Origin of the sequence: Atopobacter sp. AH10, assembly GCF_003664595.1 — a bacterium.
Classification (GTDB): Bacteria; Bacillota; Bacilli; order Lactobacillales; family Aerococcaceae; genus Atopobacter.
Genome location: NZ_QXPZ01000002.1, coordinates 100722 through 120648, shown reverse-complemented (window position 1 = coordinate 120648; position 19927 = coordinate 100722). Strand labels below are relative to the sequence as shown.

Here is a 19927-nt window from a genome sequence, read left to right as displayed (position 1 = left end):
AGGAGTGCTATTTGCCCTGATTCAAACAAGACGGTAACAACGAGCGGATTTCTGTCCCCTCCCTAGGGGAAAAAGTCGCTTCTCAAAAATTACCGACAATGAGTTGACACATACTTAGAAAATTACAGATTTGACATTTCTAAAAATATTTGTTATACTTTCAGTAAATAAAGAAGGTGTCCCACTGCCGTTAAAGGTGGAGCATTAAAGAAGGTGTCTCACTACCTATATCCCAAAGGTGAAGCATTAAAGCGAGCAGAGAGGATAAAACCTCTCTGTTTTTTTTAGGAGAAGGAAATGGCAGAAGCGATTAAATATGGATTTTATACTGTAAATCCCGATTACCTTGAATATCTAAATCAAATAGATTCAGAAGTTTATTACAACCCATCGTATAGAAACAGTATTAAACCATTTGTTGGAATTATTGTTGGGATAGAAAATTATAATTATTTTATTCCAATTTCTTCTGCAAAGGAAAAACATAAAAGATGGAAGAATGTTTCCGATGAGCATTTTCTGATTTACGAGGTAATTGATAACAGCATTACTATAAATGGAGATATTTACAAATATTATTCTGATGAAGAAAAAATGCACATATTATCTATATTGGATATTAAGAAAATGATACCTGTACCTACTGGTTGCTATGAAAGAATTGAATTTGATGAGCTTGAGGACATAAGATACAAAGACTTATTTGAAAAAGAATATGCTTTTTGTCTTAAGGTAAAAACAAAGCTTTTGAAAAAGGTAGAAAAATTATACCAAAAGCAGAAGGAAACAGGAGTTATCAGAAGAGCAAATTGTAATTTTTCAGAGTTAGAAAAAGCAATGCTGGATTGGAAGTAAAAAAACGGTTGATTGTAAAATGAAGTTGAACATCGAATAAAGAAAGTCCATACAGCCTTTCTTTTGTAGAATGTAAGTGTCAAAAATTAATCTATCAAGAGGAAAGCTATATGAACCACTGTTAATTTCTCATATTGTTCAATCGACATTAGTACCATCGTTCCATAGCCGTTTTTGGTAAAAAAACGGGTTCATTAGAGACCATCACTTGTGATTCTACATCAGAAAATTTATTTCTTAAATCAGAAACCGGACTAATGTTCATATTAACCCTCCTTTTTCGCTTTGATATCATTATTTTATCTTAATTACGATAAGGAATGAACAGTAGTTTTTAGTATAGTCATTGTATGTTAGTCAAGTCTTTTCTTATTAATAAAATAAACATATTACAGCTGACTCTTCAGTGAATGCGTTGATGATGTTATTAAGTAAGAGGATGGGTTAGTAACTCAAACTATTTATTATGTTGTATATATTTGAGTTTACGAGGGCTTAAAATTGGATTTGATATAATTGACCAATCATCTTTAAAGATCATTAGTTTAGTTTGTTTTATGTCAAAGTTAATAGCAATTCATTAGCTCTATGTAATCTATGAAAAAACATGGCAATGTGAATAAAAATATTTTAATGTGGTATAATTAATTGCAATATGTGAACGATAGAAGGGATAATTTGGACTTAAAAGACTATCTTGGAGAAACAAATCTTTATGATAAAAAAGAAAGACTTGAAGTAAACAAACCTTTTAAAAGCAAGTTTAGATTTTGTAAAAAGAAATTCAAAAAAGATGTGGAAAAAAGGCCCTTTATATCGAATAGAATATCCAGATTATCCTGAAAGAGCAGTCCAAGAAGCTTTAGTAAATGCATTAATCCACAGAGATTATTCAGTAATTGGTAGTGAAGTCCATGTAGATATATATGACGACAGATTAGAAATATACTCTCCTGGTGGGATGTATGATGGGACATTTATTCAAGATATAAATCCACTAGATGTTTCTTCATCAAGAAGAAATCCTATACTTGCAGATGTATTTGCCAGAATGGATTTAATGGAAAGAAGAGGATCTGGACTTAGAAAAATTATCGAAGCTTATGAAGCGGAAGAAAATTATAAAGAAGAATTCAAACCGAAGTTTAAGTCAACAGAATCATCATTCACAACAATTTTAAAGAATTTAAATTATGAAGTCCAAAATGTCACCCAAAATGAGTATAAGAAATTAAAACCTCATGATAGACGTGCAAAAATTATTGAGGAAATTAAAATGAATTCTATAATTACTGCCTATGATTTAGCTAAACAATTGAATGTGACTGAACGGACAATAAAGAGAGACTTAAAAATTCTAACAGAAGAAAAAAACAATTGCGTATATAGGTAGTTCGAAAAAAGGCTATTGGAAAGTAAATGAATGTTAAAATCACCACAAAAAAATTGAGCGAGGCTTCGGTCTCGCTCTTTTTGAGAAATGGGCAAGACATCTTAGTCTGATATGATATAGGCATTCAATAACTCACTTACAATGTGCTTCGATTCTTCTCACTGCTTTCGAGTGAAAGTAGCTTGATTTAATTGACATTAACACATACGACCTTAGAGGAGCAGGTGAATCTTTTCTTTTCTCGTGGTAAAATATACAGTGATTCAAAAAATAAAAATGTAAAAGAGTCTTGGAGGGAGTGAGGAGAAGTCATGTTAAAAATTGAGAAACTTTCAGGAGGCTATTATCGAAAAAATGTCTTATTTGATTTAAGTTTTCATGTCGATAATGGGGAAATTGTTGCCTTGATTGGCTTAAATGGGGCAGGGAAATCTACTTGTATTAAGCATATCATGGGACTATTAAAGCCAACATCTGGAAGGATTAAGAATGAAAATTTAGAAGCGACAGATCCTCATTATTTAAAACAGATCGCCTATATTCCAGAGCGTCCGATTCTTTATCCTGAAGTTACTTTTAGAGAACACTTAGCCTTGTGTTTTAAAGCCTATGGGCAAGATGATGAAGCGACTTGGTCTAGAGCCATGGATTTGGCTGAACAATTTCATTTGCAGCATGATTTAGATCGTTTACCATCAGTTTTCTCAAAGGGGATGCAACAAAAAGTGATGTTAGTGGCAGCTTTAAGCCTGTCATGCCCTTTATATGTTATTGATGAGCCATTTATGGGGTTAGATCCTTTAGGTATTCGGACTTTGTTAGATATTTTAGAGGAGAAGAAGAGGCAGGGGGCTAGTTTATTGCTGTCTACTCATGTCTTGGATACAGCGGAAAAATATTGTGATCGTTTTGTAGTAATGAGTGAGGGGCGTGTCCTTTCAGAAGGAAGCGCCCAAGACTTGATCAAGGCAAGTGGGCAGTCTGATTTAGCTAGTGCTTATTTTGCCTTAGTGGACTTGTAGGAGCTGCCTATGTCTGGAAAAACTATCTTTCGATTGAGACAAGAGACCTTTCGTAAAGCTTGTTTCAACTATTGGCGATATGTCTTTAATGATCATGCCGTTTTATTTTTTACTTTTCTTTTAGGAGCTTTAGCCTATACAACGAGTAAAGATCCACAATTACTCAGGACAATTGTTAAACTATTAGCTTATCTAGGAGCAATTGCCTCTTTTCTTTTTGCTGTGAGGCCGTCATTTCCGCTCTATATAGAAGAAGCTGATGGTTATTGGCTAAGGACTAACTATCAGTTTTTTGAAGAGTATTTAAGTCAAGTTTTTCTCTCGGCTAGTTATTTAGCGATGGGGAAATGGCTCATTTGTCTTTTAGTTGTCTTAGGGACGAAAGTTTGGCCTCTAGCCTATGGACTTCTTTTTTCTCTTGTGACGCTAGTGATATTAGTAGGGAAATTGATGACCTTAAAGAAAAAAGCTAGTTGGATGATTCAAAGAGACTTTCGTCAAAGTTATCAAAAAGAAATGAGACGACAAGCTCGTTGGTGGCTATTCTTCAGTCAATTTACCAGAGTGAAAGAACGGAGATTAGGGCAAGTGAAGCGTCGAGCCTATTTAGATTTTCTTATGCATTGGGGTCAAAAACAGATGAGGACAGTTCATGGGGGACGGCAATTAGCTTTGGCCTTACGTTCAAGTGAATATTTGACTTCTTGGATTTGGCTAACTGTTTTAGGGCTTTTGCTTTCAATAGGAAATTTACCTCCACTTTTTCTTTTAGCTATTCAGGCAATCTTTTTGCTGATGACGACTTTACAATGGGGATCTTTGCTCCAATTTGAAACGCATACTTTCCTTGAAAGAGTTCAAAGAGCAAGTAAAGCGGAAAAAGAACATGATTTTCATCATATTATTGCTTGGGTTATCTTGCTACAAGCCGGAATTTTCGGTATAGTAAGTAAAGTCACGCATTGGGAGACCCTCCCTAGCTTTGGGATAGTTGTCTTCCTTTTATTTGCATTTAGCCTTTACGGACTGAGCGCCTATCGCGAACGGAAGGCGAGAAGAGATTGATAAATTAAGGTGGGTACACATGGATTACAATATGGATGCTGGTTGGCAGTTACATCCAATAGGTGGCGATACAGGTCAAGCCTATATGGGGACAAAGGATGACCAACGCATTTTTCTAAAAAAGAATTCTTCCCCCTTCTTGGCAGCTTTGTCCAGTGAGGGGATCACGGCTAAGTTGATATGGACGAGAAGGTCCACTAGCGGGGATATTTTAACTGCCCAAGAATGGTTGGAAGGGCGGACGTTGAAAGCTGATGAAATGGGGCAAGAAGCCATTATTCAGTTACTTAAACAAGTACATGGGAGTAAAAAACTCTTGAATATGCTTGAACAAGTGCAAGGGCCTTCCTATGAACCACGTCATTTTATTAACTTATATAAGTCAAACTTGCATAGAGATTTGGTGAGTCATACTTGGCTCAATCGTGTCCTAGAATATTTGGAAGACACACAAGAATTGATTGCCTCCAATGAACGAACAGTTTGTCATGGAGATTTAAACCACAAGAACTTTTTGAACGCTCCTACTGGGGAATTATATTTGGTCGACTGGGAAAATGTCCGTATAGCTGATCCCATTAGCGATATGACTTATATCCTATCCCGTTATATCCCATTAGATCAATGGCAAGAATGGTTTGACCAGTATGGGTTACGTTTGACAGATGACGTCTATCATCGTGTGGAGTGGTATACCTTAATCAATCTCATGTTAGCGATCAAGCAAAATCATTTTGAAGGGCGACTTTTTGCTGTTAACAAGCATATTTTATTGATGAAACAAATTTACGAGCAACGATCTATTTTAGGCCATCCCGATGAACAATAATTTGGGGTGGCTCCATCGTTTTATAGCGCATATAGGCATAAACAAGTAGCTTAGACAAGGAAGGAGAACAGATCCATGAGGCTAAGGCATAAACCTTGGGCAAAAGATAAGTTAGCAGCTCATCCGGAGTGGGTGTTAACTCAAGCGACAGAAAAAAAGGGGCTCTGGAAACAAGTCTTTGGTAATGATCATCCTCTTCATATTGAAGTGGGTATGGGGAAAGGCCAATTTGTTATGGGGATGGCTAAACGCTACCCTGAGATTAACTTTGTTGGGATTGAGGTTCAAGAAAGTGTTATAGTAATGGGCTTAGAAAAGTTACTAGAAGACCCTTTGCCAAACGTCCGCTTGATTCATACAAATGGAGAAGATTTGGATAGCTTGTTTGAAGAAAATGAAGTGGATCAAGTTTATCTGAATTTTTCCGATCCTTGGCCGAAGAAAAAACATGCTAAACGTCGCTTGACCCATGAGAATTTTCTTCGACGTTATGAAAGAGTACTAAAAGCTGATGGGCAATTGCAGTTGAAGACTGATAATCGTGGCTTATTTGAATATTCCTTGGTATCTTTTTCTCACTACGGCGCTCTTTTAGATGAAGTTTCTCTTGATTTGCACGAGTTGAATGACCCTGATAATGTTCAAACAGAATACGAGGAACGTTTTAGCCAAATGGGTCACCCTATTTATAGAGCCAGATTGCATTTCAAAAGAGAAGATTAGCTTTTAGATAAAGGGCTAAAAAAACTTTCTTTGTAACTTGGGGAAATTCTGTGCTCTTTTTGAAGAGTATAATTAATTAGGATAAGCAAATCCTGTAAGGGAGGCTTATCCTATTTTTCTTGTCTTTTTATAACTTAAAGGGGCAGACTAGTTTTTATTAAGCAATTGTGACAAAGAGCCATGTGCCTTAATAGGGTGAATGCAAAAAACGATTCAAAGCGCATGGGTAGTGGCTGGAGAAGAACTAGTCAAAAGATATATAAGGCGTATAATGGAGAGAGAGCAGTTTTTTAAAAGAAGAGGACTACTTTCCATTACATCAAGATAAAGAGCGACTAAGTTTAGGAATAAATCGTTCTTTTGGAGGAGAAGGATGACATTAACTGATCAGCAAATGACCTTGTTGTTAGATTTGCGTCATGACTTGCATGAAAATCCACAAGTATCTGAACATGAATCAGGAACGAAGGAACGGCTAATGCATTTTTTAAGCCAGCATACTTCTGTCAAAATTGTAGATAAGGGTGCTTATTTTTATGCCGTTAAAGATGAAGGGGAAAAAGAGACGCTTGCTTTTAGAGCGGATATGGATTCTATTGTGAATTCCCACTTTGTAGCGCATCATGGCTGTGGTCATGATGGCCATTCTACAATCCTATGTGCTTTAGCTATGCTCTTGGATAAGGAAAAATTGGGTCGGAATATTGTGTATCTTTTTCAACATGCGGAAGAAAACGGTGTAGGGGCTAAGCAGTGTTGTGAAATGCTAAAAGAAGCTAAAGTAGATCGGATATATGGTCTGCATAATTGGCCTCATTTAACTAAAAATACGGCACATTTTAAAGCAGGTACCTTAATGTGCGCTTCAAGTGGGCTAAAGTTGCATTTTGAAGGGCAACAATCGCATGCATCAGAGCCTGAAAAAGGGAAAAATCCAATATATGCTATTGGGCGTTTAGTGGAACTTTGGCGACCATTGAGTGTGTTTCATGGGTATTCCCCTGTAGAATTCGCTGGGGAAAAATTTGATGATATGATCCTAGCAACTATTATTTCAACTGCTGTAGGAGAGGATAATTTTGGCGTGAGTCCAGGAGAAGGGGATCTTAATTTGACGGTACGTGCGGCTCGTTCAAAAGATTTGAATCATCTCATTGAAGTCATGTTAAAGCAAGCTCAAACCATTGCCAAAGAGGAAGGCTTAAAGTTGGAGCATAGTCTGACAGATACTTTCCCAGATACCTCGAATTCTATTAGTGAAGTAAAGCGGTTAGGAAAGATATTTTCAAGTGCCGGCTTAGCTTATGACTTATTAGACGAACCTATTCGATCTTCTGAAGATTTCGGTTGGTATACGAAAGAAATAGAAGGAGCCTTCTTTTTCTTAGGGGATGGAGATTATGCTGAATTGCATTCGGATGATTTTGATTTTCCAGATGATGAAATCCCTTATGGCCTAGCCCTTTTTGCGGCTATAGCTCGGGCAAAAGACTAGTAGGTAAAAATGAAATACTAATAATCTTCATATGAAGCGGTCAATAAAGTAGGAAAAAAGGTTGCCCTATTTAAAAGTTTACTTTTACAGCTTATATGAAAAAAGTTTAGCTTATTTCTACTTATCAGGAGTAAAATATAAGGCAGTAGATAAGTTTGGCTTAAGGTCAAAATCAATAGCCATTCTATCAAGGAGAGGAGCGAGGTAAATGAAGAGTGCGATAGTCTATTTTTCAGCAACAGGGGTCACTAAAAAGCTAGCAGAATGCTTGGCTCAGTTGACTTCAAGTGAATTGCTAGAAATTGTGCCAAAAGATTTATATAGCAAAGAAGATTTAGACTGGAGGAATAAAGAGAGTCGATCGTCCATTGAAATGGCAGATAGGTCCTCTCGTCCTGAATTGGCCTCATCTAGTCCAATAGAAAAACTAGAGCAATATGAGTTAATTTTCTTAGGATTTCCTATTTGGTGGGGTGTTGCGCCAACGATCGTCAATACTTTCCTAGAACAAAATGACCTAGAGAATAAAAAGATTGCCTTATTTGCGACTTCTGAAGAAAGTGGCATGGGAGAGACGAAAGAAGCTTTAGAAGAATCCTTGCCTCATATGCATTGCCTAGGTGAAAAGCGCTTTGGTCAAGAATTTAGCAAAGAAGAAATAGCTGAATGGGTCAATAGTTTAGACCTTTAGTGTAGCAAAAAAACACGTTTCTACTCCAAATAAGAGTAAGAGACGTGTTTTTCGTTTGTAGTCTTTGATGGATTTAGTCTATCCCTCTATAAAGATTGGCCAGCTGAAGTAGTAAAGCCCCACAGGTTTTGCTATCTCCAATGGCTCGATGCGGATCGTCATTGAAGATAGAGAAGTAAGAGGCGAGAGTCCCTAGTTTGTGGTTGGGTACATCATCAACTAATAGCCTTGCTTCGGTTAATGTGTCGAGATAATGAACGGTACCTTGATAGCCATTGCGTTCGAAGGCATTTCCTAGGAAGCTGATATCAAAGTTGGCGTTATGGGCACAAATTAAAGCATTTTTGGTCAGGACTGGGGATAAGAACTCATAGATATGACGAAGAGCTTCTTTTTCTAAAGGAGCATTTTCTAGCATGCTATCTGTGATGTGGTTGACCCGTGAAGCGGCTTTGGGCATGGGAAAGCCTGGATTGATCAGTAAGTTGAATTGATCGACTATTTGTCCTCTTTGATAGCGGAGAATACCAATTTCAACCATTCTATCCTGTGTTCGATTTAAGCCAGTGGTTTCTAAGTCAAAGGCGAAAAATTCTTTTTGAAGCTGTTGGATAATAGGGGCAGATAGTTGAAGTTTCTTCCGACGAATTTGCCCCAGCGGTTCTTGATTTTTTAGGGCTTGTTCAGGTCTTTTGGGAAAATTTTTAAATAATTTATGGACTGGATCCACAAGTGTCACCTCGATTCAAAAAGTTGTTTAAAATGATAAAGTTCATGTCTTTAAATCCGTATCAGAGTTTCCGATCTACCCGCTCAAGCGCACACTTTTATAGGCATGTTTGCTTGAGCAGGAGTGGCGTCCACTTCGCTATTTATCAGCGAGCGATTGTCTCGCTCTACTGCTAAATGCTCCAGTGATCCACTCCTAAACGCTCAAGCTCACACTTTTATAGGCGTGCTCGATGTCGCAGCTCCTGTGGCCTAAGTCGCTTTTTTATGCCGGGCTTTTTGCCCGTCAACAAAAGTTCCTTAGTGCTCGGAGCTAACCGAGACATCTCACACTTTTTTAGGCGTGCTCGATGTCGCAGCTCCTGTGGCCTAAGTCGCTTTTTTATGCCGGGCTTTTTGCCCGTCAACAAAAGTTCCTTAGTGCTCGGAGCTAACCGAGACATCTCACACTTTTTTAGGCGTGCTCGATGTCGCAGCTCCTGTGGCCTAAGTCGCTTTTTTATGCCGGGCTTATGCCCATCAACAAAAGTTCCTTAGTGCTCGGAGCTAACCGAGACTTCTCACACTTTTATTGTCGTGCTCGCTTGAGCAGATCGGACGTCCTCTTCGGCTTTTGTCTGAAAGGTCTTTGTTGACCTTTCGCCAAAAGTCTCCAGAGTTTCCGATCTACCCGCTCAAGCTCACACTTTTTTAAAACTAAGGAGTTTTCCTGTTTTGGCGTTGATGGTGAAGTGGTAGTTAATGTTTTCGTTTTTGTCTTGATGATTATCTGTGGCGATTTGGATAGCGCCTTGGTATATTTTTTCTTCTTGTCCGTCTATGATGACTGTTTCTGCTATATAATTGATCCAGCTTCCTGTGACGGTTTCTTGTTTTATTATGCGTTTAGTGGTTTCTTTTAGGAGTTTATCAGGGTCGAGCAGTCGATTATCCAAGTAATATTTCACAGAGAGGGCGATAGCTCCAATGGCGAGTAGGCTGATAGTTGTATAATGGCGAAACTTCTTGCTAGAACAGGTCATGTGTAATCCTCCTTAAAATAAATGTGGGATAGAGTGGTCTTTTTTGGCTTCAGTTAAATGGCTGAAGGCCACTGTATCCATCTTTCGCTGATTAAGGCGCTTTCTTTTTCTTTTAGTATAGCAGTCCTAGGAAAAAGGCGAAAGGACTTTTGCGCTTTCTCGCGTTTTCCCGTATAATATAACGTGATTTAATGAAACAGTTCGACAGTTTTGACGGATGGATTAGTCGACTTTATTCGAGTAGTTGTTTCGAAGTAATTCAATGTAGAATACTGAAGATAGGAAGGGTATATCAGATGAAAGTCAATTTATTTTACAATCGAGAAGCTATTGGGGATGTCTTATTAATGGCTATAAAAGAAGGTCATCGTGATGATGTGGAATTGACAACAGATGGACCATTGACGGTGATTCGAGATAAACGTTCCAATGAAATTCTTGGAATAAATGTGCAAGAGGCTTCTTCTATTTTGGATTTTAAAGCAGAGCAAAGGGGTCATATTCATTTGGAAGCAGAGCAAAAGAAAGCTTTGGAAGACTTCTTAGCCTCTAAAGGATTAGATGAAGTAGATTTGACGGATAAGGCTTCTTTAGTGGTTGGGCATGTATTGACCTGTGAAGAACATCCTGATAGCGATCATTTGCATGTGACACAAGTAGATGTAGGAGAAGAGGAACTCTTGCAAATTGTTTGCGGGGCGCCAAACATTGAGGCAGGACAGTATGTCATTGTGGCGAAACCAGGGACAGTGATGCCAAGTGGAGCCATTATTTATGATGGTGAACTTCGTGGTGTTTCTAGTGCGGGAATGATTTGCTCCTTGAGAGAATTAAATGTCAAAAATGCGCCTCAAGTTAGAGGGATCCATGTTTTTGATGGAGAGATACAACCAGGGACAGCTGTAGATATTAGTAAGCTTTAAAAGAACCATGCTAGGATTTCCTTTTTTAGAAAAAGTTGGGTCACTTTTATCAAGGGAAAAGAGATGATTTAAAGTTTATACATAAGCTCTTTTTGTGGCTTATAAAAGAGGATAGAGAGTCCTTTTGATTGGAAGCTAAAGGAGGTAATTAAGTTGGCAGATTTCACAGAGGAGGATCGTGTAGATTTTCCAAATTATATGGATCAGAAGGTAGAAACTTATGCGCCTGGACGAAATCAAAAGTTGCCTGTCATGGATTTACCGAATATGCCAATGATTGGCTTTCAAACACGGGAAAAGCTTGAAGAGCCTACCTTAATGCGGTATAGTGACGATATGTCTTTTCGTGAGCAAATCGCAAGGCACTATGAAAACGCCGTAAAAAAACCTTTTACAAGGCAGCCTTTTAAAGCTACAGAATTGCCGGCACCACGAATGGGCGTTCAACAAGTGGAGTGGGATGAGTATGATTATAGACCAGCGATTAAAGCCCTCACTTTATCGGCTGATGATTTAATGATGTTTGACCGCCCATAAAGGAGGAATTGAAAAGTATGACAGAGAAAAAATACCATTTAATTGGGATAAAGGGAACAGGAATGAGTGCCTTAGCTCAAGTTTTACATGGCAAGGGTTATGAAGTGCAAGGCTCAGATTTGGAGAAATATTTCTTCACTCAAAAAGGCTTGGATGAAGCCGGTATTAAAGTTTTCCCTTTTTCAAAAGAGAATATTAAAGCCGGCTATACTGTTATTTTGGGGAATGCTTTTGCTGATGACCATGAAGAAGTCCTAGCAGCTAAGGAATTAGGCTTAGAGGTGATCCGTTACCCTCAATTTTTAGGGCAATTGATTAGTCATTATACAAGCATTGCTATTACAGGTTCACACGGAAAAACCTCGACAACAGGGATGCTATCTCATGTCCTTAGTCATTTAGACAAGGCTTCTTATTTGATTGGGGATGGCACTGGGCAAGGGACAGCTGATGCGAAATACTTTGTCTTAGAGGCTTGTGAATATCGACGAACTTTCTTAAATTACCATCCAGATTATGCGGTAATGACCAATATTGATTTTGACCATCCAGATTACTACAAGGATATTGACGATGTGGTTTCTGCCTTCCAAAGCTTTGCTCATCAAGTAAAAAAAGCTTTGGTCGTTTGTGGAGATGACAAAGAAACCCCTTTGATTAAAGCTGAAGTGCCAATTTGGCGGTACGGTTTCAAGGAAGATAATGATGTCGTGATTAAGAATTTAACAAAGACGACTCATGGATCTTCTTTCGACTTATATATTAAGGGTGAATTCTATGATCACTTCAACTTGCCAACCTTTGGGACTCACAATGCCTTAAATGCTGCAGCTGTGATTACCATCACTTATTTAGAAGGGTTGGAGTCTCGTGCGGTAGAAAAACAAATCGAAAGCTTCAAGGGAGTTAAACGTCGCTTTAGTGAAAAGTTTATTCATCAAACAGTGGTAATTGATGATTACGCTCACCATCCACAAGAAATTCGGGCTACCTTGGATGCTGCTCGTCAAAAATACCCTGAAAGAGTCATTACAGCTATTTTCCAACCCCATACTTTTACACGAACCATTGCGCTCTTGGACGATTTTGCAGAGGCTTTGAAATTGGCTGACCATGTCTTTCTTTGCGATATCTTTGCTTCTGTGCGTGAGAATGCAGGAAATGTGAAGATTGAAGACTTGGCCGAAAAGATTCCAGGTTCTCGTGTGTTGAAGTTAGAGGATCTTTCTCCTTTATTGAACGAAAAAGAAGATGTTTGTGTGTTTATGGGTGCCGGGGATGTACAAAAGTATGAAGTGGCATTTGAAAAACTCTTAAGGCAACAAGAAGAGAACAATCGTTAAAAATAGGACACAGAGCCTCCCTTAGTTAGAGCTTCATTGACTAAGGGAGCTTTTTTCTGTATATCTGGATTTATGGTATAATAATAGGGACTATGGATAAAAAAAGGAGGCGATGAGTTGACCGACTATAACAAGATAAATGGGCAACGATTGGCGGAGGGACAAGTGTTTAATGTGACAGAAACCATCGACCCGTCAGATATCATGCTTTATTTAGGTGTAACACGAGATAGGAATCCTCTTTATGATGTAAAGAGAGATGGTGATTTAATGGAGTCGATCGTACCGCCTATCCTCTTAATGGGCTTGATCACCCGAACAATTTCCAATCATTTTCCTGGGCCAGGGACTTTTGTGAAAGATTTGTCTCTTTCCATTTTCCGTCAAATTCATCCCCTAGATACCTTAACATTTGTGTTTACTTTGGATCACTTAGACCAAAGGGGGAGTGGGAATATTTCTGTGACGGCTTCGACCACAACAGGAATAAATGTCTTGAATGCAACCGTCGATGTAGATCTACCTGCAGAATGCTTAGGAGGCGAATCTCATGGGAGCTAAACTGCTTTTGATTGATGGCTCCAGTTTGATGTATCGGGCCTTTTATGGGATGGGTCAAGCGAGAATGACCAATCAGGAAGGCTTGCCAACAGGGGCTTTATTTGCCTTTGTTCGTATGCTTGAAGTGGTAATGAGACAAGAACAGCCAAGTCATATCTTAGTCGCCTTTGATGCGGGCAAGGTGACTTTTCGAACTGAAAAATTCGAAGATTATAAAAAGAATCGTGCCTCCATGCCAGAAGAATTGGTAGAGCAAGTGCCTTATTTCTGGAAAATGCTTGAAGCTATGGGAATTAAGGTATATGAGCAAGCCAATATCGAAGCGGATGATATTATCGGGACTCTTTCTGAGAGAGCTAATGCAAAAGGTCTGGAAACACTGATTATGACAGGTGACCGAGATATGTTGCAATTGGTGAAAGAGCATGTCACCGTTGCGATTAATAAATCTGGGGCAACAGTAACCGATCGTTATACGCCAGAAAGCTTTCAAGAAGAATACGGGATTAAGCCGATTCAATTCATTGATGTGAAGGCCTTAGCAGGGGATAGTTCAGATAATTACAAGGGTGTAACTGGGGTAGGGCAAAAGACGGCTCTAACGTTGATTCAAACCTATGGGGATTTGGATAACTTGTATGCCCATGTAGATGAAATGAAAAAGAGTAAGCGCAAAGACAATTTGATCGCTGAAAAGGATGAAGCTTATAAGTGTCAGGACTTGGCACGTATTCGAACAGCGATAGATTTTGAGGAAGACTTGTCTTTTGACGCTATAAAATGGAACAACAAGTCGACGAAAGACTTGGCAGACTTATGGACTTATTTAGGCTTTTCTAGCTATTTAGATGGCCTGCCAAAGGAAACTAAGGATCTCTTTAGTGGGCAAATAACAGGACAAGTGAAAAGACAATCGACTTATGAAGGGCGTATGGTAGAGATTAAGGCAGACAATATAGACCTGTTAACGTCTTTAGATCAAGCAATTCTCTACACTGTTTCTCTAAAAGAAAATTATCAAGTGGAGCCGGTCGAAGCGATTATAGCCGCTCCTCGATTGATTAAGGAAGGCAAGGAGGATGTCCTCTATATTATCAAGCCAGACCTTGTTAAAGAAGACTGTCCCAAAGCCTTTAAAGATTGGTTATCTAGCGCTAAATTTTCAACCTATGACGCCAAACGTTTGTGGGTAACGGCTAGAAGACATTTCAATTGGCCATGGCTTACGATTGAAGAGGACGCCTTGTTGGAGGCTTACATCGCAAAGACAACGGCTTCTGATCCTGATCCTGCCCAAACCGTTTTACGGCTAGATTTAGGTCATTTCTCAACTGATGATGAAATTTATGGCACGGGGGTCAAACGTCACATCCCAGAAAAGGATGTTTTTTATACCCATTTAGGGGCTAAGATGACAGCTATTCGTCTCCTATTGGATCAATTACCAACTAAGCTAAAGGAACTTTCCCAATGGCAATTGGTAACGGATATGGAATTACCTTTGGCGGCTGTATTAGCTCGTATGGAGATAAAAGGGATCAAGCTCAATCGAGAGACGCTAGAGCAATTAGGAGTAGATTTTACCCATCGTATTGCGGATTTAGAAGCAGATATTTATCAAGAAGCTGGGGAAAAATTCAACCTCAATTCGCCTAAACAATTAGGAAGTATTCTTTTTGAAAAATTGCATTTACCCGTTATTAAGAAAACTAAGACGGGTTACTCTACGGCAGCAGATGTTTTAGAGAAATTGGAAAACAAGCATCCCATTATCGGTAAACTTTTAGACTACCGTCAATTGTCTAAGTTGCAATCGACTTATGTTGAAGGCTTGGAGGAGGCGCAGAGCCCAGATGGCCGGATTCATTGTCGTTTTATTCAAACCTTGACACAAACTGGTCGTTTATCTTCAGCGGATCCAAACTTGCAAAATATTCCAGTTAAAACAAAGGAAGGTCGAGAAATTCGTAGAGCCTTTGAACCGGATGATGACAATTCAGTGTTATTGTCATCGGATTATTCCCAAATCGAGTTACGAGTTTTAGCTCATATGAGTGGAGATCAAGCTATGCAGGAAGCTTTTCGTGAAGGGGAGGATATCCACACAGAGACTGCCATGCGCGTTTTTAAGAAGGCCAGTAAAGATGAAGTCACACCATTAGACCGTCGCCATGCTAAGGCAGTGAACTTTGGTATTGTGTATGGTATTAGTGATTACGGCTTGTCTCAAAACTTGAATATTTCTCGGAAAAGGGCCAAAGAATTTATCGATAATTATTTAGCGACTTATCCAGGGATTCAAAGCTTTATGACGGAAGTTGTGGATAAGGCCAAAGAGAAGGGCTATGTCGAAACCCTTTATGGAAGAAGACGTTACCTGCCGGATCTCTTGTCTAAAAACTTTAACCAACGCTCCTTTGCAGAACGTATGGCCATGAATTCCCCTATTCAAGGGACAGCTGCAGATATCCTCAAAGTGGCTATGGTGAAAATAGATGAAGTTTTAAGAGAAAAAAATTACAAGACGGCAATTTTGCTTCAGGTTCATGATGAACTGGTTTTGAATGTGCCTAAAAATGAATTAGATGTTATGGTGAAGTTGATTCCTCAGTTGATGGAAGAAGCCATTGATTTGGCTGTCCCGCTAATTAGCGAAACGAATTATGGGGCGACTTGGTATGAAGCAAAATAAATTAAGTCAAAAGGATGTCATGGATTTAAAATGGCGGATCAAGGGGAGACAGATTGTCGGTGTGTCGCTTTTCTGGCGCTACTGTGTCGTCCCACCATTTTCCAGTGAGATTTTTGGTCGAGAAATCATGGCTCAGCATATTTCTGATATATTTTTGTGGAAGAAATATCTTGTTTTGTTACTAGAAGATTGGGCTATTGTGATGATTAATCGACCTAATTCTACTGTAAAGTTGCAAGGAAAAACTTGCCCGAAAGAGAAGACCATTGCTCAAATCTATTTAGATGACCAACAAGTTTTATGCTTTATAGATAATCGACGAGATGGGTATTTAATATTACTTCCTATACCCAAGTATTTAAAAAAAGGAAGGACGATGGCACCTAGTCTATGAGAACAGAAAAAAGGATAGATCAATCGCGCTTCCCTTTTTGCCTTGAGGGAGAGAAAGTGACCTCCATGTGGAAAGTGGGTTTAACAGGCGGGATAGCTTGTGGAAAGAGTACAGTAACAGCTTATCTCAAAGAACAAGGTATACAAGTTATCGATGCGGATGAAATTAGCCATCGATTGATGGGAGAGGATCCAGAAATAAAGGCAGCATTACTGAGCCATTTTGGAGAAGATATTTTAGATCAGCAAGCTGACCTTGATCGAAAAGAGATTGCTAAGCGGGTGTATGCTTCAGCTGATGAATTGTCTTTTCTCAATCGACTCATGCATCCTCGTATTCGTCAGTCCATAGAAGAGGACTTAGCCCAATTGCAAGCTCTGGGGAATACTTTAGCTGTGATTGATGTCCCCCTTTTGTTTGAAGCCCATTTTGAGGATTTAGTGGATGAAATTTTGGTGGTTGCTCTTCCAAAAGCAATGGAAGTGGAACGCTTGATGGCAAGAGATGGGATTGGTCAGGATTTGGCTGAGAAAAAAATTGCTAGTCAGTTAGCCCTTGAAGAAAAAATAGCCAGAGCTGATCGAGTGATCGATAATTCGGGCACGATAGCTTCCACAAAAAATCAAGTAGAGGCTTGGTTGAAGGAGAAGGAGGAAAAACATGTTATGTCCTAAGTGTCACCATATTGGAACAAAAGTGATCGATAGTCGTCAAAGCGAAGATGGACAGACCATTAGGAGAAGACGGTCTTGTGAGGCCTGTGGTTTTCGTTTTACGACATTTGAACGGATGGAAAAGACGCCTTTAATTGTGATTAAAAGGTCAGGAATTCGTGAACCATTTAATCGGCAAAAGTTATTGAATGGCTTGATTCGTTCCGCTGAAAAACGACCAGTTCCCTTGGCTAGTTTAGAAGCGGTAGTGGAGGATGTAGAGCAAACATTAAGACAAGAGGGCGATAGTGAAGTCCAAAGCGAGCAAATTGGGGAATTAGTCATGGATCATTTGGCTAAGATTGATGATATTTCTTATATCCGTTTTGCTAGTGTTTACCGGCAATTCACTGACAGAAAGATGTTTATGCAAGAACTCGCTCGTATGGAAGAGGGGAATAAAGATGCAAAAGGCACTTCAATTTCAACCGAGGACCGTCATTCAAATTAAGCAAAGTGAATGGTTTGATTGGAATCAAATCAAGTGGCTGACTCTTTTATATCAACCTTTTATAGGAGCAAGTGCTTGCCAGCTTTTTACCACTATGGCTCTAAATATCGAGGAGGATCTCTACCAGTCTCAACCGCAAATGGTTTCTTACTGGTTGAACCAATGCAAGATGACCTTAAGTGAATTTGCAGAAGCTGCTTTGAAGATTCAAGGGGCTGGATTGGCCAAAGTATATGCTGATCGCCATTTTGCGCAATTTTGGTTTGATTTGATTGGCCCTTTAGATCCTGAAACATTTTTTCAAGATGATCTTTTATCTTCACTCTTGTATGAAACGGTGGAATCGACCCACTATAACCAATTGAAAGCTCGTTTCTCTTCTGTTGATTTAGATCAAGACTTGTTAGATGTCACAGCTGGTTTGGCTGAGGTCTTTAGTTTGCCAGTCACAGCAGGGCAAAAGACCAATAAAAATGAGGCTTTGACAGGGATGTCCTTCCTCCAAAAACATCAAGAGGAAAAAAACATTGATCATGAGTTGCTCACTAGTCTTTTAAGTCGCTACCATATTACGGGACAAGCCTTGACGAGAGAGTTTTGGCATAGTTTGTCGACCATTCATCGCTATTATGGCATGGATGAAATTGACTTGGCACGCTTTGTTTTAGCAGCTTATGACAAGGAACAATCCAGTGTACAATTAAAAAAGCTGTGGGCGCTTGTCGAAGCCTATGATGAAAAAACACGAGCTTCCAAACGTAAGGTGATTACTGCAGCACGTCTGGGCAAGTCACCAGAAGAATTAGATCAAAGTAAGACGACTAAAACAAGCTTAAGTCAAGAAGACCGAACGATCCTATCGATGGTGTCTCCGGAATTAATGAAAGCCTTTAAAGAAACGCCACCTGGAGAATTTTATCGTCAGGTTAAGCAAGGGATTGGGGGTAATTTGGAAAGTGCTGAGCAGCGAACAATTGCTGAAGCTATTCAAAATACCAAGATGACGAATGAAGTCATTAATGTCTGTATTCACCATATTTTGGTCAATTTGGGGAATGAACGCTTGAATAAAGCTTTTTTCCAAGCAGTTTTGAATTCTTGGGCGGTTAATGGAGCTAAAACAGCAGAAGAGGCCGTTTTACTTGCTAATCGTAAAGAGAAAGGTAAAAAAGAGAATAGTAAAGTCAAACAAGTGCCTCCGTATCGAAAGAAAAAGCCACGCCAAGAAAAAATGCCGAACTGGGAAGAAAAAGCACCAGAATTTAGTCCTTTGACTGATCAAGAAAAGGCTAAGCTTCGTGAAAAACTCTTTAAGGCGCAGAAAAAATTACGAAAGAAGGAGGATGACCTAGATGGACAGTCTGAATGATATCATGCAGAAAAAATTAAATCAGCGTGAAGACTGGCGAGAGCGTTACCGCAAGTCTTTTGCAGAACTGGCTCAATATCCGGCCATCCAAGATTTTATCGCCAAATATCGTCCCGCCCTAACAGACGAGATGATCAAAAAAGGGGCGAGTAAATTAAGAGAGTTCATGATTGAAGATCGCAAAAGAATGCAAGGGGATCGTGTGGCTAGTCCCCATTTGCAACCTGTCCTTCAATTCAATGGACGAGAGATCATGTGTGCCTATGAGAAAACTCCTGCTTATATACAGGAGGAGGAAGAAAAGAAAATTGCTGATCGTGTTCAAACGCTCTTTTTGCCGGAATCATTAAAAAAAGCGCATTTATCTAGTATTGATATTTGTTCAGAACGGGTTGAAGTCGTGGATGCCTTGACGCAATTTGCAGAAGATTTTCAAAAAGCTAGGGGATTTGTGAAGGGGATTTACTTGCACGGCCCTTTTGGACGAGGAAAAACCTATCTTTTGGCCTGTCTTCTTCATGAAGTTTCTCTATCGGGCTATCGATCTGCCCTAGCTCATTTACCTTCTTTGATGGTGGAATGCAAGCAAAGAATGAATACAGTGGAAGGTTATGGCGCTTTATTGGAGAATTTAAAAACCGTGGATGTATTGGTTTTAGATGATATTGGGGCAGAAATGATGACACCTTGGACAAGGGATGAAATTCTGATGCCTATCTTACAATATAGAATGCAGGAAAGGAAAACGACCTTCTTTACTTCTAATTTAACCATGGAAGAACTAAAGGAACACTTTCGCTTGAGCAGTAGGGGGGATGATGAACCCTTGAAAGCGGCTCGGTTGATGGAAAGAATCCAGTATCTCGCTCGTCCTATTGCTCTTTTTGGTCCTAACTATCGTCAGGCAGAGGAATAGACTATTAGTGTGTGGACTAAAATCTTTCGAAAGGATTCGTTTTAGCTAGGCGACAGGTTTTTAAAGGATTGCTTTTAACGTATTGTCCTAACTTTGAAACACCTACTGAAGAATTTAAAGAAAATTTATCTGAGTTTTTCCATTGACATCAGAAAATGTCTGTCGTATGATAGTGTCAATATCAGGTAAGATATTGACTAGCAG

20 protein-coding genes and 1 pseudogene are annotated in these 19927 nt (G+C 39.2%); 18 read left to right on the top strand and 3 right to left on the bottom strand.

What is annotated here, in order from left to right:
- Positions 1-297: 297 nt before the first annotated feature.
- On the top strand, positions 298-855 hold the full coding sequence (locus D3H64_RS01050; protein WP_121563964.1) for a type III toxin-antitoxin system ToxN/AbiQ family toxin: 558 nt from the start codon (positions 298-300) through the stop codon (positions 853-855).
- A gap of 119 nt (positions 856-974) precedes the next feature.
- Here the strand turns inward: D3H64_RS01050 and D3H64_RS01045 are convergent.
- Positions 975-1120: pseudogene (locus D3H64_RS01045) on the bottom strand (type II toxin-antitoxin system Phd/YefM family antitoxin); the annotation flags it as partial.
- Positions 1121-1648: 528 nt separating this feature from the next.
- Between D3H64_RS01045 and D3H64_RS01040 the strand changes: the two are divergent.
- From D3H64_RS01040 to D3H64_RS01010, 7 genes are all read left to right on the top strand, one after another.
- Positions 1649-2248 carry an ATP-binding protein gene (locus D3H64_RS01040; protein ID WP_233554858.1) on the top strand — a complete coding sequence of 200 codons (600 nt, stop codon included), beginning with the start codon at positions 1649-1651 and terminating at the stop codon, positions 2246-2248.
- A gap of 311 nt (positions 2249-2559) precedes the next feature.
- Positions 2560-3270 carry an ABC transporter ATP-binding protein gene (locus D3H64_RS01035; RefSeq protein WP_121563962.1) on the top strand — a complete coding sequence of 237 codons (711 nt, stop codon included), beginning with the start codon at positions 2560-2562 and terminating at the stop codon, positions 3268-3270.
- 9 nt (positions 3271-3279) lie between these two features.
- Positions 3280-4335, top strand: a complete 1056-nt coding sequence (locus D3H64_RS01030; RefSeq protein ID WP_121563960.1) for an ABC transporter permease — start codon at positions 3280-3282, stop codon at positions 4333-4335.
- A 19-nt stretch (positions 4336-4354) separates the two neighbouring features.
- The gene (locus D3H64_RS01025) at positions 4355-5164 is read left to right on the top strand and encodes a phosphotransferase family protein (protein ID WP_121563958.1); all 810 of its coding nucleotides are present in this window, start codon (positions 4355-4357) and stop codon (positions 5162-5164) included.
- A 75-nt stretch (positions 5165-5239) separates the two neighbouring features.
- Complete coding sequence (gene trmB, locus D3H64_RS01020; protein ID WP_121563956.1) at positions 5240-5887, top strand: tRNA (guanosine(46)-N7)-methyltransferase TrmB; 648 nt, start codon at positions 5240-5242, stop codon at positions 5885-5887.
- Positions 5888-6260: 373 nt separating this feature from the next.
- Positions 6261-7382: a M20/M25/M40 family metallo-hydrolase gene (locus D3H64_RS01015; protein WP_121563954.1), complete on the top strand. Its 1122-nt coding sequence runs from the start codon at positions 6261-6263 to the stop codon at positions 7380-7382.
- A 208-nt stretch (positions 7383-7590) separates the two neighbouring features.
- On the top strand, positions 7591-8073 hold the full coding sequence (locus D3H64_RS01010; protein WP_121563952.1) for a flavodoxin: 483 nt from the start codon (positions 7591-7593) through the stop codon (positions 8071-8073).
- Between the two features lie 73 nt (positions 8074-8146).
- Here the strand turns inward: D3H64_RS01010 and D3H64_RS01005 are convergent, their stop codons facing one another.
- Both D3H64_RS01005 and D3H64_RS01000 read right to left on the bottom strand, forming a co-directional pair.
- A complete protein-coding gene (locus tag D3H64_RS01005; RefSeq protein WP_158589185.1) occupies positions 8147-8803 on the bottom strand; it encodes a PolC-type DNA polymerase III in 657 nt (218 codons plus the stop codon).
- A 679-nt stretch (positions 8804-9482) separates the two neighbouring features.
- A complete protein-coding gene (locus D3H64_RS01000) occupies positions 9483-9824 on the bottom strand; it encodes a hypothetical protein (RefSeq protein WP_121563948.1) in 342 nt (113 codons plus the stop codon).
- Positions 9825-10120: 296 nt separating this feature from the next.
- On the opposite strand from D3H64_RS01000, the gene ytpR reads away from it, so the two are divergent.
- The 10 genes from ytpR (at position 10121) to dnaI (ending at position 19723) form a co-directional block, all read left to right on the top strand.
- Positions 10121-10747 carry a YtpR family tRNA-binding protein gene (ytpR, locus tag D3H64_RS00995; protein WP_121563946.1) on the top strand — a complete coding sequence of 209 codons (627 nt, stop codon included), beginning with the start codon at positions 10121-10123 and terminating at the stop codon, positions 10745-10747.
- Between the two features lie 153 nt (positions 10748-10900).
- Positions 10901-11284, top strand: a complete 384-nt coding sequence (locus D3H64_RS00990) for a hypothetical protein (RefSeq protein ID WP_121563944.1) — start codon at positions 10901-10903, stop codon at positions 11282-11284.
- 17 nt (positions 11285-11301) lie between these two features.
- Positions 11302-12627 (top strand): UDP-N-acetylmuramate--L-alanine ligase, encoded by a 1326-nt coding sequence (gene murC, locus D3H64_RS00985; protein WP_121563942.1) that lies wholly within the window; start codon positions 11302-11304, stop codon positions 12625-12627.
- A 117-nt stretch (positions 12628-12744) separates the two neighbouring features.
- Positions 12745-13188: an enoyl-CoA hydratase gene (locus tag D3H64_RS00980; RefSeq protein WP_121563940.1), complete on the top strand. Its 444-nt coding sequence runs from the start codon at positions 12745-12747 to the stop codon at positions 13186-13188.
- Entirely contained in the window at positions 13178-15880 is a 2703-nt protein-coding gene (gene polA, locus D3H64_RS00975; protein ID WP_121563938.1) for a DNA polymerase I, read from the top strand. Before D3H64_RS00980 ends, polA begins: the two co-directional genes overlap by 11 nt.
- Entirely contained in the window at positions 15867-16274 is a 408-nt protein-coding gene (locus D3H64_RS00970; RefSeq protein ID WP_121563936.1) for a DNA-formamidopyrimidine glycosylase family protein, read from the top strand. The genes polA and D3H64_RS00970 overlap by 14 nt, the downstream gene beginning before the upstream one ends.
- A 65-nt stretch (positions 16275-16339) precedes the next feature.
- Complete coding sequence (gene coaE / locus D3H64_RS00965) at positions 16340-16948, top strand: dephospho-CoA kinase (RefSeq protein WP_233554860.1); 609 nt, start codon at positions 16340-16342, stop codon at positions 16946-16948.
- The gene (gene nrdR / locus D3H64_RS00960) at positions 16935-17438 is read left to right on the top strand and encodes a transcriptional regulator NrdR (RefSeq protein WP_121563932.1); all 504 of its coding nucleotides are present in this window, start codon (positions 16935-16937) and stop codon (positions 17436-17438) included. The genes coaE and nrdR overlap by 14 nt, the downstream gene beginning before the upstream one ends.
- Positions 17392-18807 carry a DnaD domain protein gene (locus D3H64_RS00955; RefSeq protein ID WP_158589183.1) on the top strand — a complete coding sequence of 472 codons (1416 nt, stop codon included), beginning with the start codon at positions 17392-17394 and terminating at the stop codon, positions 18805-18807. The genes nrdR and D3H64_RS00955 overlap by 47 nt, the downstream gene beginning before the upstream one ends.
- The gene (dnaI, locus tag D3H64_RS00950) at positions 18791-19723 is read left to right on the top strand and encodes a primosomal protein DnaI (protein ID WP_121563928.1); all 933 of its coding nucleotides are present in this window, start codon (positions 18791-18793) and stop codon (positions 19721-19723) included. Before D3H64_RS00955 ends, dnaI begins: the two co-directional genes overlap by 17 nt.
- The last annotated feature ends 204 nt before the right edge of the window (positions 19724-19927 follow it).

Coding starts and splice junctions, on each gene's coding strand:
- D3H64_RS01050 (WP_121563964.1), top strand. CDS start 298: ATGGCAGAAGCGATTAAATATGGATTTTATACTGTAAATCCCGATTAC.
- D3H64_RS01040 (WP_233554858.1), top strand. CDS start 1,649: ATGTGGAAAAAAGGCCCTTTATATCGAATAGAATATCCAGATTATCCT.
- D3H64_RS01035 (WP_121563962.1), top strand. CDS start 2,560: ATGTTAAAAATTGAGAAACTTTCAGGAGGCTATTATCGAAAAAATGTC.
- D3H64_RS01030 (WP_121563960.1), top strand. CDS start 3,280: ATGTCTGGAAAAACTATCTTTCGATTGAGACAAGAGACCTTTCGTAAA.
- D3H64_RS01025 (WP_121563958.1), top strand. CDS start 4,355: ATGGATTACAATATGGATGCTGGTTGGCAGTTACATCCAATAGGTGGC.
- trmB (WP_121563956.1), top strand. CDS start 5,240: ATGAGGCTAAGGCATAAACCTTGGGCAAAAGATAAGTTAGCAGCTCAT.
- D3H64_RS01015 (WP_121563954.1), top strand. CDS start 6,261: ATGACATTAACTGATCAGCAAATGACCTTGTTGTTAGATTTGCGTCAT.
- D3H64_RS01010 (WP_121563952.1), top strand. CDS start 7,591: ATGAAGAGTGCGATAGTCTATTTTTCAGCAACAGGGGTCACTAAAAAG.
- D3H64_RS01000 (WP_121563948.1), bottom strand. CDS start 9,824: ATGACCTGTTCTAGCAAGAAGTTTCGCCATTATACAACTATCAGCCTA.
- ytpR (WP_121563946.1), top strand. CDS start 10,121: ATGAAAGTCAATTTATTTTACAATCGAGAAGCTATTGGGGATGTCTTA.
- murC (WP_121563942.1), top strand. CDS start 11,302: ATGACAGAGAAAAAATACCATTTAATTGGGATAAAGGGAACAGGAATG.
- polA (WP_121563938.1), top strand. CDS start 13,178: ATGGGAGCTAAACTGCTTTTGATTGATGGCTCCAGTTTGATGTATCGG.
- D3H64_RS00970 (WP_121563936.1), top strand. CDS start 15,867: ATGAAGCAAAATAAATTAAGTCAAAAGGATGTCATGGATTTAAAATGG.
- coaE (WP_233554860.1), top strand. CDS start 16,340: ATGTGGAAAGTGGGTTTAACAGGCGGGATAGCTTGTGGAAAGAGTACA.
- nrdR (WP_121563932.1), top strand. CDS start 16,935: ATGTTATGTCCTAAGTGTCACCATATTGGAACAAAAGTGATCGATAGT.
- D3H64_RS00955 (WP_158589183.1), top strand. CDS start 17,392: ATGCAAAAGGCACTTCAATTTCAACCGAGGACCGTCATTCAAATTAAG.
- dnaI (WP_121563928.1), top strand. CDS start 18,791: ATGGACAGTCTGAATGATATCATGCAGAAAAAATTAAATCAGCGTGAA.